This is a genomic window from Varibaculum sp. C0165D1, from assembly GCF_056590355.1.
The window spans coordinates 523,202-541,595 of record NZ_JBWPVY010000001.1; the positions used below are offsets into that span (position 1 = coordinate 523,202).

Consider the following 18,394-nt stretch of genomic DNA (forward strand, 5'->3'; position numbering starts at 1 on the left):
CTGCCTTCGTTAGCCCTTTAGTGAGGGAGCAACCCCGAATAGTTGCCGGAAAAAGTCAATCAAATCATTTAGATAAATACCCGCAATGCCATAAAACGTCTGTCCCACCGGGGTTACTGCCAGCGAAATCGCCACTGCCCCCACCCCTACCAGTACTAGTAACAGAGTCTGCCAAGTAGATATCCGAGGCTGGTAGAGTCGCGATACCCCTTTGGCATCCACCAGTTTCGACCCCACCCTAAGGCGAGTTAGGAAAGTAGATGCCATCCCCGAGCGGCCCTTATCCAAGAATTCCACCAAAGTTGCGTGAGTTCCCAGGGCCACGATCATTTCCGCACCTTTATCATCGGCTAGCAGCATGGCCACGTCCTCGGAGGTACCGGTGGCGGGGAAGAGTACGTGAGGGATGCCCTCTCTTTTCAAGCGTTCGGTGCCGGGAGCTTTACCGTTGCGATAGGCATGAACCACGATTTCTGCTCCGCAGCGCAAAGCCTGGTCAGATACGGAATCCATATCGCCAATAATCATATCCGGGGTATATCCCTGTTCCAGGATGGCGTCGGCTCCCCCATCTACTCCCACTAGCACAGGTTTATATTCGCGGATATAGGGTCGCAGAGAACGTAAATCTTCTTGATAGTGGTACCCGCGCACCACGATTAGGGCATGTTTACCTGCGAACTTGGTTTTCACCTTGGGGACTCCCACCCCATCTAGGAGTAGATCGCGTTCGCGGCGCAAATACTCCATAGTGTTGGCCGCGAATGCTTCTATCTGGGTAGAGACCCCTTTCCGCGCCTCTTCCAGGTCAGCAGCGATAGTTCCGGGAGTCTGCAGTACCCCCTCTGCCACCAGTTCTCCCTTTTGGTAGACCGCATTACCTTCCACGGTAACCTTGCTACCTTCCTTCAGGTTCATGATCCCGCTGCCGAGATCGTCAATCAAGGTAATGCCCGCATCTACGATAATTGAAGGCCCCATGTTGGGGTAGCGGCCGGTAGTGGACTTGGCGGCGTTAAGGACCGCGCTCGGGGCCGCCGCCACCAAGGTTTCTGCCGCAATCCGGTCAATATCAGCATGGTTAATAACCGCAATTTCACCGGCCTGGAGCCGCTGGGTCAGGTGCTTGGTTTTCTTATCTACCCGCACCCGGCAGCTAGAAGCTGGTTCTGCTGCGGTCTTTCTGCTCCGTCTAAAAAGTCCCACGGGTCAACATTACCCCACGCGACACGCGCTAATCAGTTCCTGAGCATGCTCGAGGGCAGATTTAGAGTCCGCTTTGCCGGCCAGCATCCGCGCAATTTCACGTTCTCGCTCACTACCTGCGACTTCTCTCACCTGAGCAGTATCGTTATTTTTCGACACTACCAGTTGTTTATCTGCCCAGGCTGCTACTTGCGGAAGATGGGTTACTACTATCACTTGTGCATGTTTTGCCAACCTAGCCAGGCGCTGGCCCACCGCGAGCGCAGTTGTACCTCCGATCCCGGCATCTACTTCATCAAAAATAAAAGTATGAGTACCTTTAGCTAGAGATTTAGCGGCGAGAGTAACCTCCAAAGCCAACATAATCCGTGATAGTTCACCCCCAGAAGCTCCTTGCCCCAAGGGGCGCAGCTTAGCCTTACGACCTGCCCTCAGACCAAAAGTTACCTGGTCAAAGCCATGAGAGTTGGGCTGTGGGAGGGATTCTAACTCAATATCGAACCCGGCATCGGGCATCTGCAGGGCACCTAGCTCTTCCGCAACTTCCTTTTTTAAGTCTTTGGCAAGGGTGAGGCGGGCGCGGGACACTTTTTTCCCTAGGGTTTCTAACTGCGAACTGGTTTTAGCCAGCTGTTCTTTAAGCACAGTACCCTGGTTTTGAGGTCCAGAGAGCTGGATAATTTTTTCTCTCGCCTTATCTGCCCAGCTTAACCAACTATCTAAATCTTTTGCCCAGGGACGATAGGCATGGCGCAACTCTGCCAGGCGGGCCTGGTCTTGATCTAACTGTCCCGGGTCAGCTTGAAGATCAGCGAGATAGGCTCCCGCCTCCGCGGAGATATCCAAAATAATTGAGGAGGCATCCCGCAGTCCCTGCGCCAACTGCGATAATTCTTCGTCGCTTTGGGCTCCCTTTTCTAGAGCTTGAATAGCCGCGCTCACCAGCGAGGCCGCATCAACCCCTTGCCCGGCGCTATCCCCTGCAAGATAGCTATAGGCGCTCTGGGCCGCTTCCCTCAGTTCTTCTACATTCCCCAGCCGCTCAATTTTGCGGAGTAGCGCTTCCTCTTCTCCCGGCTCCGGCTGTAGCTTTTCCTGTAGCTTTACTCCCTCTTTTAGACGAGAAACTTCTATCTCCCGTGCTTGCCGCTCGTTTTCCCACTGCTGGAGTTGGGATTGCAAATCACGCCATGACGCATAGGTTTCTCGAAACTGCTTTACTAGTTCTAGGTGCGAAGCTGAACCGAAAGAATCCAATAAAGTTAACTGCCGTCCCCCGCTGCGCAATCTCAGCTGCTCGGATTGTCCATGCACCGTAACCAATTCCGTTCCGATCTGGGCTAACACTGTGCTTGGAATGGTGCGTCCTCCGCCGTGACATCGCGAACGCCCCTGGGAGGGAACCGTGCGGGCGAGAATGATCTCTCCGTCCTCAACAAATCCGCCGGCCTCGGTAAGCGTCAGTGCCACCGGAGAAGAGCTATCGGAGATAAAAATTCCCTCCACTGCCAGTTCTTTTTCTCCGTAGCGCACCAAAGCCGGGTCGGCTTTTTTCCCCAACAACAGACCGATAGAGGATAAAACCATAGTTTTTCCCGCTCCGGTCTCTCCGGTGAGCACCGTTAATCCAGGGGAAAAGTTCAGTTCTGCCCGCGATATTACCCCGAGGTTAGTGATACTAAGCTGGTCAATCATTATTTATCCCAGCGAACGCCAGCCTTTAACCGGCAATTGGAATTTATGTACTAGGCGCCCGGAGAAGGGAGTGTCTAGAATCTGCGCTAGGAGTACTGGCGATTTTCCTTTCGTCGCCCGCAGGGAGGATGCCGGTGGTACTTCATGGCAACGTAACCCGTCCAGCCACAGCTCCATCGGGGTGCGTTGGTCCGGCAGCACCGAGATTTCCATAGTGGATTCGGGGGACACTACCAAGGGGCGGGTAAATAGTCCGTGCGCTCCCAGGGGGGAAACCACTACCGCTTCTACATCTGGCCAAACGATCGGACCGCCGGCAGAAAAGTTATAGGCAGTAGAACCAGTGGGAGTAGCCACAATCAGACCATCTGCCCCGTAGGTGGTGATGCCGCGCTGATCGATCCCTAATCCCAGGTGTGAGGGGTGGGCGCGATCGGTAGATAAAATCGCCGCCTCGTTGAGCGCCCAATCAGTTATTTCACTGCCATCAGGCAAAGTAACCGTCACATCCACGGTCATTCGCGACTGTACCGTGTAAGAACCAGCCACAATATGGTTAATAACTTCTGAGATTCGATCCGGCTCCACCTCGGTTAGGAACCCGGTGTGCCCCAGGTTGATACCGATTAGGGGAACTGTTTGGGCACGGGCATAGCGGGCAGCTCCTAACAAAGTACCGTCCCCGCCTAGGGCAATCACAATCTCCACCGCACCGGAATAATTTTCATCTACGGGCGTTATCCCATGGCTGCGCAGCTCCTGGGCAACATTATCGGCGGTTGATTCCAAATCTGGGCGCGAAAGGTGCCGGATAACCATCACGTGCCGCTCACCCATGAACTTCTCCCTCTGTTTGGCTGGTTGTCTGGTTTCCCTCTTGCCCGGCGGGACCGGCAGCAATTGCGGTTCGTACCATCCCCCGTACCTCTTCGTCAGGGGGCATAGCCGTCCCACGGCCCAGGTAGATGAAGTACTCTACGTTACCGGCCGGCCCGGGCAATGGCGAAGCCGCCACCTGTATTAATCCTAACCCGTTTTCTTTAGCTGCGACGATCACCTCCACCACTGTACGGAAATGATCCTCGGGGTCGCGCACCACTCCCCCGGCTCCCAAGTCTTCTCGACCGATTTCAAATTGGGGTTTGACCATCAGCAGGTATTCCGCATCTGCACTAGAGGCTCTAACCAGAGCAGGTATCACCAGTTTCAGGGAGATAAAAGACAAATCCCCCACTACCAATTGGGCGGGTTCTCCGATTTCTTGGGGATCAAGGTAACGAATATTCGTGCGGTCATGAACCTCTACTCGAGGGTCTTGCTGCAGGCTCCAACGCAGCTGCCCATAACCCACATCTACCGCGATTACGCTTTGCGCTCCCCGCCGCAATAACACATCGGTGAATCCGCCGGTAGAAGCCCCGGCATCCAGACAACGCTTACCTTTAATAACGGGGGCATCGTTTCCCAAAATATCGAGGGCGCCGGCCAGTTTGTAGCCGCCACGGGAAGCGTATTCCGCATCCGGGCTTTTCGCTACTACCACGGCTTGAGCGGGATCAATTTGGGAGGCAGGTTTAGGCATTACCCGCCCATCAACACTGACCTGGCCAGCGGTGATCAGCCGAGCGGCATGCGCACGCGAAGTCGCTAGATGCCGACGCACCAGTTCGCGATCAAGTCGACGCAGCCTCCCCATGGCTAATTTCTTTCTACCTGCGTATTAAGGGAGTCCAAAGCGGCAGATAATTTAGTTGCCACCGCTTCTAACTCACTTAAAGTAACCTGCGGATAGATGCTGGCACCCTCGGTCGGCCAGCTGTCTAATAGTTGGTCGATTTCAGATTTCCGAGCCGCTAGCTCTAGGTCTTCGGAAGAATCCGGAATACTACTGTTCGCGTTCACCGTCGACCTCACCGGGAAGCAGTAGCTCTAGCTGCTGGTCTTCGCTGTTTGCATCCTCATCGCTGATCGTTTCCGTTTCCGGCTCCGCTGCCGGAGAAGTTTCCTCCGCATCAGCTGTCGGTTCATTCGGGGTAGTTTCTTCTTCCGGTGCCTCTTCCGGTGCCTCCGACACCGGTTTTTCAATCTCCCGCACAACCTCGATATCCGGTAGATGCACAAAGATTCCCTGGTCGCGAGCATCCCAAACCGCGGCCACCAGGGCGCGGTAATCCTCCAGGCTGAGCACCACGCCGTTATCGACCGGTTCATCCTCGCGCATCACTCGCCCATCTTCAGCCACCATAAAAGCGGCGGATTCTCCACTAGTCCAAGCCCCGGTAGGCTGATGCACCGGGCCAGGATGTACCCGCATCAAGTCGGTAAGATCTAGGCCCAGGTAGGAGGGACGCCGATCGGGATAGGCCAACGCCACCGCTTTGGCGTCAGACACCCCGGTAAGGACATGGAAGCTCAACATGTCGGCGGCAACTGCCCCGGCGATATCAGTATCGAGGCGATCGCCTACCGCCAGCGGTTTAGTTGCCCCCGCATGGGCGGTGGCTTTCCGATATATTCCTGCAAAGGGCTTTCCACCGGCAAAGGGTTTTTGCCCGGTGGCATGTTCTACTGCCGCCACCAGGGAACCATTACCTAAGGCGAAACCATTTTCAGTGGGCAAAGTTGCGTCCAGGTTAGTGGCCATGAACAGGGCGCCGGCATTAATCGCATAAGCGGCCTCCGATAGCTGCGCCCACCCGACCTCAGCTCCATAGCCTTGGATTACCGCCGCTGGCTGTTCACTGGCTTTGCTAACGACCTCAAACCCAGCTTCCGCAACGGTATCACGCAATGCCTGGGTTCCGATTACCAGCACTTTTGATTTCGGTTCGATCTTTTCGGTCATGATCTCTACCGCATCCATGGCCGCAGTCATTATCTCTTCCGGAGCGGCGAAAATCTGATGCCCCTTTAGTTTTTCAGCCACCTGCTGCGGGCTACGCGAGGCGTTATTGGTTACGAACTGGAACTTTACTCCCGCTTCCCGCGCCGCCGCTAAACCGGCAGCTGCATTAGGAATATCGCGGGTGCCGGCGTAGCAAACACCATCTAGGTCAATAAGGAGCACATCAGCAGTTTCAACTAGCGGTTTACGACTGCCATGCAGATCAGAGGGCACATAGGGGTTGTCTGCTTCCAATACTTCTTCCAGATCTACGATCGCCACGGTATCGGGAACATCTGGAGTTTCTGCCTCAACTTCCTCGGCTTCTTCCTGCCTGCCGAGTTCGCGCAACAAATCAGCCTTGTAAGACAGCATCCGTGCCAACAGCACCGGTTCTTCCAACTGCTGATTTTCTAAGAAATGATTTAGTACCAGTAGCGCCGCATCGGAATCACCCAAGTCATGACGGGCTCCCGCCTGCACTATCACCAGTTCTACCAGGTCAGAAAGATCGTAGGCCGAAGTATCAGTTTCGGCAATGATCTCTAAAGCTTTTTCCGGCTTGCCCAGTCCGCGTTCACAGTCCGCTTCAATCGCCCGCAAACTGTCAGTTCCAGTCAAGCGGCGCGCTGCCCGCACTTCCCGCAAGGCTTCGCTGTATTTTCCGCACCCGTAGGCTGCGAGCGCACAGGCTTCTCGGACTGCTCCGATGCGACCAGCGCGGCTAACTGCTGCCTTGGCGTGCAAATAGGCTTCTTCCGCATCAACATCTAGCAGTGATCCGGCCATCACCAAATGCCGAGCAACTTTTTCGGCGTTATCAGGATCCAGCGAGGATAGGGCGGCCCGTGATTCTCGATCCAGGTCAGAAGCCTTTACCCCCGCAGGAATCTGCGGCTCGTTATCGTGGCGCCACTCTTTGGCGCGGTAGCGGGAATCATGAACCCCAAAAGAATGCTTTCCCGAGCGAGGCGCTTGTGCTTCCCGCTCCCGGCGATCATCCCGACGATCATCTCTGCGGTTATTCCACCGGTTATCACGGCGGTTGTCGCGATCAAAGCGCCGCCCGCCGCGGTTAAATCCCCGATCCGAACCTGATCTTTGATCTCGGTCTCCCCTGCGGAAAGAGTTGCGTCCCGATCGCTGCCCGGCCCCGCGGTATTCGCGGCGGTCATCTCGGTAGTTTTGGCGTCCTCCGCGATTGTCCTCCCGGTCTGCCCGGTAGGAGCCGCCCTCGCCCCGGAAGCCACCGCCGCGATCATTGCGGTCATAACCAGAGCTGCCGCCGCGATAACCGCCGCGATCATTACGCGAGTTGCCGCCACGCCGATCCTGCCACCTGCCGCCCCGGCGGTTATCCTTCCGGTAGCCACCCTCACGGTATCCACCCTCGGATTTGCCGCGTCCGCGGTAACCATCCCGATCGCCTTGCCGCTGGCCTGAAGAATCTGAGTAACTACGGTTATTGCCGGAGCCTTCCCCGCCGCCCGACTTAGAACGCCGTTTGCGCCATTGGGGTTCGCGTCCGCCACTTTGCTGATTAAAATTACTCAACTCTAGATCCTTATCTTTCCCTATTTCATTAGTCGACTACCCCTATTCTAAGCGTAAACGCCGTCGCAAAGCTGCCTCTAAAAGGTTGTCTATCCTCACTATTTCCCAAACCAGAGCTGACCGGAGCACCCAATTTAGCGAATTAGTTGCTTCTTATACACCAAAAATAGTTCTGGCTGGCAGGACTGCTATAAAGCCGTCCTGCCAGCCAGAAAACTAGTTCCAGGTGTCCCTTTAGCATTCCCCTCCGAAGAAGAGTGACCAGGGCATTTCTAGGGGTGCATCCTCAGCTACTACCGAGTACAGGTAGCGACATAGTGGGAAATCGTCCTCTTTGATTACTCCCCTTTCGGTCAGCGGTTTTAGGGCTGCCCCGATTACCTGAATCGCGGCTACCCCCTCTAGGGTTACCCCTTTCATTAGGGACTCGCGAACTTCGGAGAAGGGCACCCCCGCTCCTACGTAACGACCGGCTTTAACGTTGCGGCCTCCCATCGAGGTTACGAACATATCGCCAACTCCGCCCAGGCCATCAGCGGTTACCGCCTCGCCCCCAAGGAGCTGTACGAATTGCCGTAGTTCTTTCTGTCCCTGTGCAAACACGGCTGCCCCATAGTTGAAGCGCACATATTTGTCATCGGTTTTACCTTCTTTATCCAGCAATCCATTACCGAATCCGGCGGCAAACGCATAGATATTCTTGGTGGCTGCCCCGGTTTCGTGACCAATGAAATCGGTAGAAGTCCACACGTGGTAATAATCTGTCCGGAACATTTCGGCCAACTTGGTGAGCACTTCTTGATCTTCTCCACAGAAGACCACGCAGGTGTCATGATGAACCGCTACTTCACCAGCGATGGAAGGCCCTACAATGGCAGACCAAGAAACTTGTGAAGCTAGCTCTGGTCCCACCGCCTTCTTGAGTACCTCCGGCAAAACGTGCATGGTGCCATCCTCATCGGCGCGCATCCCCTTGGTGATACACAATAGGTCTTGCCCCGGTTTTAGCAATCCGGCCAGCTGTTCGCCTGCCCATTCGATCCCGAAGCTGTTGACTCCACACATGACCACTTCCGCGTCCGCGAAGGCTTCCTCTGCTTCCTCGAGCTGGTAGGCTTTGACCCCCTCGTTAACCTTTAACCCCAAATCCGGGTGAATGCCTTTGGTTTTAATCGAGTCGATAATATCCCGGTCCAAATGGGTGCCTACTAGGCGCACCTCATGACCGTTTTCACTGGCAGGGAAGGAAAGAGCGGTTGCCATAATTCCCGATCCCAGCATTACAATTTTTGCCATTTTGTTTTCTCCTAAAGGTGTTGTTAATAAATTTTTGTAAAATTTGCGGCGGTCTACTGTTGCTGATGTTTTCCGATCTTGGCCACAATCGGAGATACCGCAGCATAAAGTTCTAGATAACGATCCAGGTAGAAGCGGTATTCCTCATGAGCCGCCTGGTCGGGTTCATAGGTCTTAACTGCCCGCACCATCTGTGCGGCAGCCTCCTCAATCGAGGAAAAGATCCCAGCTCCGCAAGCCGCCAACATCGCCGATCCGAACAGCGGACCTTGCACATTTTCAGGAATAATAATCGGTACTCCGGTTACATCCGCGTGCATCTGCATCCACAGTTTCGACTTGGTGGGCGCTCCGGAGGCCATCACTCGTTTCGGGGCGAACCCCTTTTGCCGGAAGGTATCAAAAATAGCCCCAGTACCGTAACAAACGCTTTCTAGCACTGCCCGGTACATATCAGCTTCGGTATGGGACAGGGAGAGCCCAGCAAACAGGCCACGGGAACGCGCATCCACGAAGGGAGTACGATTTCCTTGGAAATGGTCCAGGGCAACTATCCCGTTAGCTCCGATCGGCACCTCGCTGGCGAGTTTATCCAGGTAGACATAGGGATCTTCCCCGGTTAAACGCTCATTTTCAAGGGCTTTCACGCAGTAGTTGCGCACAAACCAACTGAGCATAGATCCGGTAGAAACCTGCCCGGCCTCCAGAGTGTATTGTCCGGGAATAATGGCATCGTAATAGGCGCCCCAGATACCCATCGAGTAAACCGCTTTGTCGGTTTGTCCCAACATCACATGGGAAGATCCGGTGATCAAGGCCAGAGAGCCGGGCTCAACTACCCCTAATCCGATAGCACCCACATGGGCATCGATACCGCCCTCGATTACCGGGATTCCTGCTTTTAGCCCCAAAAGTGCAGCCGCTTCCGCAGTTAGGGATCCGGCTACTTCCCCCATTTTGAGGATGCGCTCGGGGAATTTTTCCAAGGCTTCCGGGATGCCGGCTGCTGCATATAGAGTGGTGGGCCAGCCTCCCCAGTTGGAGTCATAGAAGAATTTACAGGAACAGTTACATACTGATGCTGTCCACTCTCCACTCAACTGGAAAATCAAATAGTCCAGGCAATCGGCAATGACCTCGGTTTTCTCCCAGATTTCTGGTTCATTGCGTTTTAGCCACATTAGTTTGGGGGTACCCCACTCGGCGCTAACAGTATCGTGTCCGGCATATTTTAGGGCGGGATCACCGGTATTGGATAAGTCCTGTGCCTCTTTAATAGCCCGCACATCCATCCACATGATTGCCGGGCTCAGCGGTTTACCATCTTTGGTACAGGGCACTACCGTTGCCGAGGTCGTATCGACACTCAGTCCGCAGATAGCGTCGGGATCAAAATCTGACATCACTGCGCTGGTAACCTCACATACCCCCTTCCACCAGTCATGGGGGTCTTGCTGGGCACGCCCGGGAGCGGGATAGTCAGTGCCCCACTCGGTAGCCACGGTTTTCAATATTTTTCCTTGGGTGTCGACTACCCCGGCGCGTACCCCGGAGGTTCCCAGATCGATCCCAATCATCAATTCGCCGCTCATTTTTCCTCTGCTTTCCTCGTTGAAGGCGTTATATTGTTATTTTTCTATTTTCAGTTCAGTTTCTTTCAATATTGACTGTGCCAGTCCAGAATCCACTATCAGGGTGTCAACATAGCCACCCCTTAACGTTGCCAAAGTAGTATCCGTCTTGGCATTGCCGGACGAGACAGTCACTTTCATCCGTGCAGCCTTAAGAGATTTTAAACTAATCCCAATCGTGCACTTATCTAATTCCGCATCGGCCGGGAGACCATCGGCATTTACGAACCGGCAAAGTAAATCCCCCACTACCCCGTGCGCAAAAAGTTTTTGAAGATCGCCTTCCGACACATAACCAGAACGCACCAAAACCGAATCTGCTTCCAGCTTTCCGGGTGAAAAACAGATTACATCAGCGTTCGCCGCTGCCTCTAGAGTGGCTTTTATCGAAGAATCCCGCCGCAGTGCAGTGGCAATCCGGCTATCGCCCACTAGGGCCGGAGCGGGTAGTACCCGACCAAAACCTCCAGCTTTTTCTGCAATGGTACGTATAGATTCGGCAACAAAGTTGTCTTGGGTGTAACTGGGTCCCCCGTTTGTCTGGATCACCGTAGTGCCACTGGCCCACTGGTCAGGCAGTTCCCGCGCTACCCGCGCGATCGTTTTTCCCCAGGAAACCGCGAGGGTACGTGGTTGGGGACGCAATGACTGCAAATATCGCGCCGCCGCTTGCGCCACTGCGCGAAAGGTAGCGTTTTCCCCAGTTTCTTGGGGGACCACTACTACTCGATCAAGATCAAAATTCTCTTTTAACGCTTGTTCTAACTCATAGTGTTCGGCGCGCGGAGCCTCAATCGTGATTCGTACAATTCCCCGGTCACGGGCTTCCTGAATCAAGCGGGAGGCGGTCCAACGGCTAAACCCCAGCTTCTTACCAATTTGGGCATGAGTCAAAGAATTTTCATAGTACAAACGCGCTGCTTCCACCAGCAGATCTACTCGATAATCCTCGCGTCCCATAACCACCCTTTGCCACTACCTGCTATCCTCAGCCTAAGCCGTTACCCTTGGAAGGATCACCAAAACGATTCTTTTGCAACAAAAGTGCACACTCTGCGGTAAAAACTGCAGATCCTCCGGAATGCGGCAGACTAAAATGTGCACGTCTAGTCCAGCAGCTGCTCCAAGTCAGCTAGCATCGCTTGGGGCGTCATCCGGGAGCTATCCAGCAGGTGATCGCGAGAATCCGTGGGTAGGAAGGCGCGAGGAATTCCGAAAGATTTAATCGGGGTGAAACAGTTTTCGCCTGCGCAGGTGCTGCGTAGCAGCGCTCCTACTCCGTTGGTTACTTCTCCGTCCTCGATAGTGATAGCCAAATCAGCGGCAGCCACCTGCCTTAAAAGCGCGGGAGAAATGGGGATAACCCAACCGGGATCCACGCATCTAACCGCGTGACCTCGCCCGGCGAGTTCCTTTGAAAGCGCGATGGCCTGCCCTGCCATAGCTCCCACCGCTACCACCAGAATATTTTTACCCCGACCTGAACTCTGGAATAGAACATCTAGGCCATCTTCGGTTACTTCTGCCTTGATATCTGGGGGCACACTCCCTTTGGGGTAGCGCACAATTGTGGGTCCATCCGCTATGGATACTGCCTGTCCTAAGAGTTTGCGCAAGGTACTTGCGTCCCGCGGAGCCGCCACCCTAATCCCGGGGACCATGGCGGCAATCGCCAAATCCCACATTCCGTTATGGCTAGCGCCATCGGCTCCGGTAATACCCGCGCGATCTAGTACCACAGTTATTCCCTGTTTATGCAGGGCAGCATCCATTAACAGCTGGTCAAAGGCACGGTTTAGGAAGGTGGCATAGAGGGCGAGTACCGGGTGACAGCCAGCAAAAGATAGTCCGGCGGCCATAGTCATCGCGTGTTGCTCGGCGATTCCAACATCAAAAACTCGGTGCGGGAATTGGGCTCGCAGTGGCTTTAACCCTACCGGCTCCATCATCGCTGCCGATATCCCCACGATCTTGGGGTTCCGTTTAGCCAGTTGCACGATTTCTTCCGCAAACACCGCTGTCCAGCCAAAACGTTCTTTCTTTACCGGCAGCCCAGTCTCGGGATGAATCGGGCCCACGGTATGGAAATGGTCGGCATCATTTTCTTCGGCCGGAGTGTAGCCGCGCCCTTTCTCAGTGATGGCATGCACGATAATCGGCCCGGAAAACTCTTTGGCACGTGCCAGAACGAACTCGGTAGCCACAATGTCATGTCCATCTACCGGACCGGTATATTTGATCCCTAGGTCAGAAAACATTACTTGTTCGGGAGAGACCATATCGGCCATCCCCCGTTTAATCCCATGCAGCGCATCATAGGTGAGCTCTCCGGGCTTGCCCCGCGACTTTAAATGCTGTTTTCCCCAGCGCAGCGCCCGCTCATAGGCGGGAGAAGTACGCAGTGCATCCAGGTGATGAGCTAGTCCCCCAATAGTGGGCTCGTAGGACCGGCCGTTGTCGTTTACCACAATAATCAGGCGCAGATCGGGACGTTCAGAAATATTATTCAGAGCTTCCCAAGTCATGCCGCCGGTCATAGCGCCATCACCGATTACTGCCACCGTATAGGAACGGTCTCCTTTTAGGGCTTTGGCTTCCGCCACGCCCTGCGCCCAAGATAGGGCGGTGGAAGCATGGGAGTTTTCTACTACATCGTGTACTGATTCTGCGCGGGAAGGATAACCGGACAGTCCTTGCGCCGTGCGCAGATTAGTAAAGTCCTTGCGCCCAGTGAGGATCTTATGGACATAGGCTTGATGCCCGGTATCGAAAATAATGGTGTCGGTGGGGGAAGAAAACATACGGTGGAGCGCAATAGTTAGCTCGACTACCCCCAGGTTGGGCCCCATATGCCCCCCGGTTTTTGCCACATTCTCTACCAGGAATGACCGGATCTCACCGGCCAGATCCGCCAGTTCCAAGCTGGAGAGCTTCTGCAAATCTGCCGGGTTATTTATCCGATCGAGTATTTTTGCCACCCAGCCAGTTTAGCCGCATTTCAGATCTATAAGGGCGAAGATGGATTTATCGGCAGTTACTTGCGTTAGCGACGCCCAGCGCGTCAAACTAAAACCATGAGTAACAAGCGGTCACGGTTTGCCGGCTCCTTCGCGGGCTCGCGTGCCGGTCTGACCGCGCTTTCTATCGCTATTGGGGCGCTAGTGGGCCTGGTCTCAGTAGGTTTTTACTATTTAATTGAAAGCTGGAGTTATCTACTCACCGGCTACACTGACTACCCTGCCCACGCAGGTGCCCCCCACGGATTCCTGGGACTACCCCCGGTTTTCCTCATCGCGGTCCCAGTGATTTCAGCTTTGCTTTATGGGCCGGTAGTTGCATATTTCACCCCCGGTTCTCGCGGACACGCCGTCCCGGAAGTAATGTTCGCCGTACGGCGCAAAGGCGGGAGGATCCCCGGACGCAACGCCCTAGTCAAACTTTTTGCGTCCTCGCTGACTTTGGGAGGAGGAGGAAACGCCGGGCGCGAAGGTCCAATTGTGATGATTGGTGCTGCGATTTCTTCCTGGGTAGGAACCCGCCTGGGCTTAAGTAAACAACGCCTGATGTTCCTGTGCGCTTGCGGGGCTGCCGCCGGAATCGCCGCTACTTTTAATGCTCCCCTGGCAGGCGCCTGTTTCGCGGTGGAACTGGTGCTAGGGGCTCTTAGCGCCGAAGACTTTGTCTTCATCGTGTTTGCCTCGGTATCTGCCTCCCTGGTGTCCCAACAGTTTCTCCCTGACCGAGCCAACGTACCCCTCAGCCAATCCTTGGAGCTGTTTTCGCACAGTGACTATCTGCTGGTAGCCCTGGCAGCCTTGGTCGCAACCCTGGCGGGAATCGGGTTTTCTAAACTGATCTATCTGGTTTGGGATGGCATCGATCTGGTATATCACTGGAAAGCGTGGTTCCGCCCCGTAGCCGGTTCAGTGCTGTTGGGGATTTTCTTGTATTACTTCCCTCTGCTTTACGGTACCGGGGAGAGCGTGCAGCTGCGGGTACTCTCGGGTGATTTCCCGCTTGCGATGGTGGTAGCACTGCTACTAGGGCGCGCGCTGAGTGCCGCTTTCACTATTTCTATGGGGGGAGCCGGCGGAGTCTTCGGACCTACCTTATTTGTGGGCGCCTGCGCGGGCATGGCGGTGGGACAGCTAGTGCAACCCTGGTCGGCTTCTTCAACTGCCATTTATGGAGTAATCGGCATGGGGGCAGCTTTCGCAGCGGCCTCCCGCGCTCCCCTAACCGCAGTGTTTATCATTATTGAGATGACCAGGCAGTATTCTCTGATCCTCCCGATGATGTTGGCAGTAGCGATTGCTACCGGGATTTCTCTATTTATGACCCGTTCGACTATCTATACTCAAAAGCTGCACCGCCGCGGTGAGCGGCTTTCTGACCCGGTCTCCGCCACTCTGCTCGGACGCAGTACGGCGGCGGATTTAATGCATCAACCACCGCAAGTTTTAGATGCAGATATTACTTTGGGTCAGGCCGAAAAAGCCCTGGAAACCTCGGGAGAAGTTTCGCTGGCAGTAGTAGATGCTCAGGGAATATTCCAAGGCTCAGTGAGCGCCCTCTTACTGCGTGAGGAGATCGAAAAACGCGGCGAGGATGTACCCCTGTCAGAAATCCGCCTGGTCTCAGCGTTTTGTTCTCCCGCTGAGCTCCCTAGTCAAATCCTCAAGGAGCTGGCGCAGTCCTCCCTCTCAAATCTGCCGGTGGTGGGGCGCTCCCAAAAAGTTTTGGGGTATGTGCGAGGGCGCGACCTGATCGTCAAGCTGTACCGTCAGCAAACCCAGGCGCTCAGTCAACGCGACTTGGGAGATTCTCTGGGCAAGCGGATTCGCAAACACTGGAAACATCGCCACCGCTAACGCCACTCTGGGCGTGGTAAAAACCGGTTGTAATCACTAACCGAAACATCGGAAACACACCTATTTATCTCAGTGAGTTATTTTCCTCTAGCCGGGTGCAAGCACGGTTAATCCGGGTCCCCCGAGCACTTTTGCCGTGCCGGATACTATGACCTGTTACTTGCTACCTAGTTTTTATAGTGATTTGCACATTATTCGCTTTGATGAAATCCGCTATAGGAGCAAAACTCTGGGCACGGTAAAAGATGCGAGTGGGGGCTTGATTCGAGCGAAGCAAGAATCACCGGGGTCCCCCGAGCGCTTTTACCGTGCCCAGAGCACTAGAGTTATTGCGTTATCAGGCAACTAGGTTGCGCAGTACGTACTGCAGGATTCCACCGTTGCGGTAGTACTGGGCTTCACCGGGAGTGTCGATCCGCACGGTGGCGTCGAACTCTACGGTGGAGCCATCGGTCTTAGTCGCTTTCACCTTCATGGTCGGCGGAGTTACCCCCTCATTCAGCTGGGTAATACCGCTGATATCGAAGGTTTCAGTCCCGTCGAGCCCTAGGGAATCGGCGCTTTCGCCTTCGGGGAACTGCAGCGGGAGTATCCCCATCCCGATCAGGTTGGAGCGGTGAATACGTTCGAAAGACCGAGCGATAACCGCTTTCACCCCCAGTAGCAAAGTACCTTTAGCGGCCCAGTCACGCGAGGATCCGGTACCGTATTCCTTGCCCCCTAGCACTACCAGGGGCACGCCGGCCTGGGCGTAGGAAACCGAAGCATCGTAAACCGGTACCACCGGGGCATCAGCTTTGGTGAAGTCCTTGGTGAAACCGCCCTCAACATTGTCGAGAAGCTGGTTACGGATGCGGATATTAGCGAAGGTGCCGCGCATCATCACTTCGTGGTTACCGCGCCGCGAACCATAGGAGTTGAAGCTGCGCCGTTCCACTCCGTGGGAACTCAGATATTGACCTGCCGGGGTCTTTTCAGCGAAAGCACCCGCCGGGGAAATATGGTCGGTAGTTACCGAATCTCCCAGTTTCAGCAGCACCCGGGCTCCGGAAATATCTTTCACCGGGTTCGGGGTTTCCGGCATTCCTTCGAAGAAGGGTGCCCGGCGCACATAGGTGGAGGCATCGTCCCACGCGAAAGTGGGTGAATCGGGAACCTCCAGGGATTGCCAGCGGTGATCGCCTGCAAAGACGCTCTGATAATCATGCAGATACATATCGCGATCGATAGCCTGACCGATTACTTTTTCTACTTCTTCGGCAGCTGGCCAAATATCGCGCAGGTAAACTTCGTTCCCCTGGCTATCTTTGCCGAGCGGCTCGGTTTCGAAATCGAAGTCCATGGTTCCGGCCAGCGCGTAGGAGATTACCAGCGGCGGGGATGCTAGATAGTTCATCTTTACATCCGGGTTGATCCGCCCCTCAAAGTTACGGTTACCAGAGAGGACGGACACTACCGTCAGATCTGCTTCCGCTACCGTGTTGTGTACCTCTTCGGGCAGCGGGCCGGAGTTACCGATACAGGTGGTGCAGCCGTAGCCGACAATATCGAAGCCCATCTGCGACAGATAGGGCATCAAACCAGCTTTTTCATAGTAGTCCCGCACCACTTGGGAGCCGGGAGCTAGCGAGGTTTTCACCCACGGCTTGGGCTTTAGACCCTTTTCAGCGGCGTTCTTGGCGAGCAAACCAGCCGCCATCATCACCGAGGGGTTCGAGGTGTTAGTGCAAGAAGTAATGGAGGCAATCACTACGTCGCCATGATCCATGGCTACTTCTTCCCCACCAGCTAGTTTCACTTGGGTGGGGCGGGTAGGCCGCATCAGTTTCGGATCAATGGTTTTATCGCCGGCCACATAGTCGGGCAGAATCTTCTTGAAGGAATCTTTGGCCATTGCCAACTCGATGCGGTCTTGCGGACGCTTCGGACCAGCAATCGAGGGCACTACGGTGGACAGATCCAGTTCCAGATATTCGCTGTAACGTGCCTCGTGAGAGGGGTCATGCCACAGTCCTTGCCGCTTGGCGTATTCCCGCACGAGGGCGCAGGCCTCTTCGCTGCGTCCGGTCAGGTGCAGGTAATCAATGGTCACGTCATCGATCGGGAAGATGGCGGCGGTCGAGCCAAACTCGGGCGACATATTGCCGATAGTGGCGCGGTTGGCCAGAGGAACTGCTCCCACGCCCTCGCCATAGAACTCTACGAACTTGCCAACTACTCCATGGTCACGCAGCATTTGGGTGATGGTGAGTACCACATCGGTGGCGGTAGCACCGGGAGCGATTTCACCGGTGAGCTTGAAGCCCACTACCCGCGGAATCAGCATCGATACCGGCTGGCCGAGCATGGCCGCTTCGGCCTCGATTCCGCCAACACCCCAGCCGAGGACACCTAGGCCGTTAACCATGGTGGTGTGGGAGTCGGTTCCTACCAAAGTGTCGGGGTAAGCCAGCGCGCCGTCCTCGTCCTTATCGGCGAAAACTACCCGCGCCAGGTATTCGATATTTACCTGGTGAACGATGCCGGTCCCCGGGGGTACTACCCGGAAGTTTTCAAATGCGCCCTGTCCCCAGCGTAGGAACTGGTAACGTTCCTGGTTGCGCTGATACTCAATATCCATATTCTTTTCTACGGCATCTTTAGAGCCGAATACATCGATCTGCACCGAGTGGTCAATAACCATTTCCGCTGGTACTTGCGGGTTAATCAAGTCAGGGTCTTTGCCCAGGTTCACCACCGCGTCACGCATAGTAGCCAGGTCAACGATGCAGGGAACGCCGGTGAAGTCTTGCATCAAGACTCGCGCCGGGCTGTACTGGATTTCCTTGCTGGGCTCAGCATCGGGATCCCAATTCGCGATCTGCGTGATCTGCTCTTTGGTGATGTTTTCCCCATCCTCGTTACGTAGCAGGTTTTCTGCCAAGATTTTCAAGGAGTAGGGCAACTTTTCAGTGCCGGGTACCGCCTTTAGGTCATAGATTTTATAGCTCTTATCGCCGACACTTAGCTGTGTCGCCGCGCCAAAGCTGTTTAAGCTCATTGCAGCCTCCCATATGGAATCAAGATATTTTCTCTTGACATCAAGATACTTTGCGAGCTGCGCAAGCGCCAGTATTTACAACTCCGATTTTTTCTTTCGCGTATTACCGCTCTATTTTGAGAAGGAAATTCCGGCTTTACCTGCGAGGACGCAAGTGTGGGCAACCAGGCGACCACTGCCCACTCTCAGAGCGTGTTCCGACCCCACTCCCCAAAAG

At 54.9% G+C, this 18,394-nt stretch carries 12 protein-coding genes; 1 reads left to right on the forward strand and 11 read right to left on the reverse strand.

Features of this window, described 5'->3' with window-relative positions; genetic code table 11:
* Positions 1 to 9: 9 nt before the first annotated feature.
* The 10 genes from steA to dxs form a co-directional block, all read right to left on the reverse strand.
* Entirely contained in the window at positions 10 to 1,206 is a 1,197-nt protein-coding gene (gene steA, locus AC1EKS_RS02415; protein ID WP_481008879.1) for a putative cytokinetic ring protein SteA, read from the reverse strand.
* A gap of 9 nt (positions 1,207 to 1,215) precedes the next feature.
* Complete coding sequence (gene recN / locus AC1EKS_RS02420) at positions 1,216 to 2,901, reverse strand: DNA repair protein RecN (protein WP_481008878.1); 1,686 nt, start codon at positions 2,899 to 2,901, stop codon at positions 1,216 to 1,218.
* Positions 2,902 to 2,904: 3 nt separating this feature from the next.
* On the reverse strand, positions 2,905 to 3,738 hold the full coding sequence (locus AC1EKS_RS02425; RefSeq protein WP_481008877.1) for an NAD kinase: 834 nt from the start codon (positions 3,736 to 3,738) through the stop codon (positions 2,905 to 2,907).
* Positions 3,731 to 4,597 carry a TlyA family RNA methyltransferase gene (locus AC1EKS_RS02430; protein ID WP_481008876.1) on the reverse strand — a complete coding sequence of 289 codons (867 nt, stop codon included), beginning with the start codon at positions 4,595 to 4,597 and terminating at the stop codon, positions 3,731 to 3,733. The genes AC1EKS_RS02425 and AC1EKS_RS02430 overlap by 8 nt, the downstream gene beginning before the upstream one ends.
* A 2-nt stretch (positions 4,598 to 4,599) precedes the next feature.
* Positions 4,600 to 4,803, reverse strand: coding sequence for a hypothetical protein (locus AC1EKS_RS02435; protein WP_481008875.1), 204 nt, complete (start codon positions 4,801 to 4,803; stop codon positions 4,600 to 4,602).
* Positions 4,787 to 7,339, reverse strand: a complete 2,553-nt coding sequence (locus AC1EKS_RS02440; RefSeq protein ID WP_481008874.1) for an HAD-IIA family hydrolase — start codon at positions 7,337 to 7,339, stop codon at positions 4,787 to 4,789. Before AC1EKS_RS02440 ends, AC1EKS_RS02435 begins: the two co-directional genes overlap by 17 nt.
* Positions 7,340 to 7,573: 234 nt before the next feature.
* Positions 7,574 to 8,635 (reverse strand): NAD(P)H-dependent glycerol-3-phosphate dehydrogenase, encoded by a 1,062-nt coding sequence (locus AC1EKS_RS02445; RefSeq protein WP_481008873.1) that lies wholly within the window; start codon positions 8,633 to 8,635, stop codon positions 7,574 to 7,576.
* Between the two features lie 53 nt (positions 8,636 to 8,688).
* The gene (locus AC1EKS_RS02450; RefSeq protein ID WP_481008872.1) at positions 8,689 to 10,227 is read right to left on the reverse strand and encodes an FGGY-family carbohydrate kinase; all 1,539 of its coding nucleotides are present in this window, start codon (positions 10,225 to 10,227) and stop codon (positions 8,689 to 8,691) included.
* Between the two features lie 36 nt (positions 10,228 to 10,263).
* On the reverse strand, positions 10,264 to 11,226 hold the full coding sequence (locus AC1EKS_RS02455; protein WP_481008871.1) for a sugar-binding transcriptional regulator: 963 nt from the start codon (positions 11,224 to 11,226) through the stop codon (positions 10,264 to 10,266).
* Between the two features lie 146 nt (positions 11,227 to 11,372).
* Positions 11,373 to 13,244, reverse strand: coding sequence for a 1-deoxy-D-xylulose-5-phosphate synthase (gene dxs / locus AC1EKS_RS02460; protein ID WP_481008870.1), 1,872 nt, complete (start codon positions 13,242 to 13,244; stop codon positions 11,373 to 11,375).
* A gap of 96 nt (positions 13,245 to 13,340) precedes the next feature.
* Between dxs and AC1EKS_RS02465 the strand changes: the two genes are divergently transcribed.
* Positions 13,341 to 15,137, forward strand: coding sequence for a chloride channel protein (locus AC1EKS_RS02465; RefSeq protein ID WP_481008869.1), 1,797 nt, complete (start codon positions 13,341 to 13,343; stop codon positions 15,135 to 15,137).
* A gap of 337 nt (positions 15,138 to 15,474) precedes the next feature.
* Here AC1EKS_RS02465 and acnA read toward each other — a convergent pair whose 3' ends face one another.
* Complete coding sequence (gene acnA, locus AC1EKS_RS02470) at positions 15,475 to 18,177, reverse strand: aconitate hydratase AcnA (protein ID WP_481008868.1); 2,703 nt, start codon at positions 18,175 to 18,177, stop codon at positions 15,475 to 15,477.
* Positions 18,178 to 18,394: the final 217 nt, after the last annotated feature.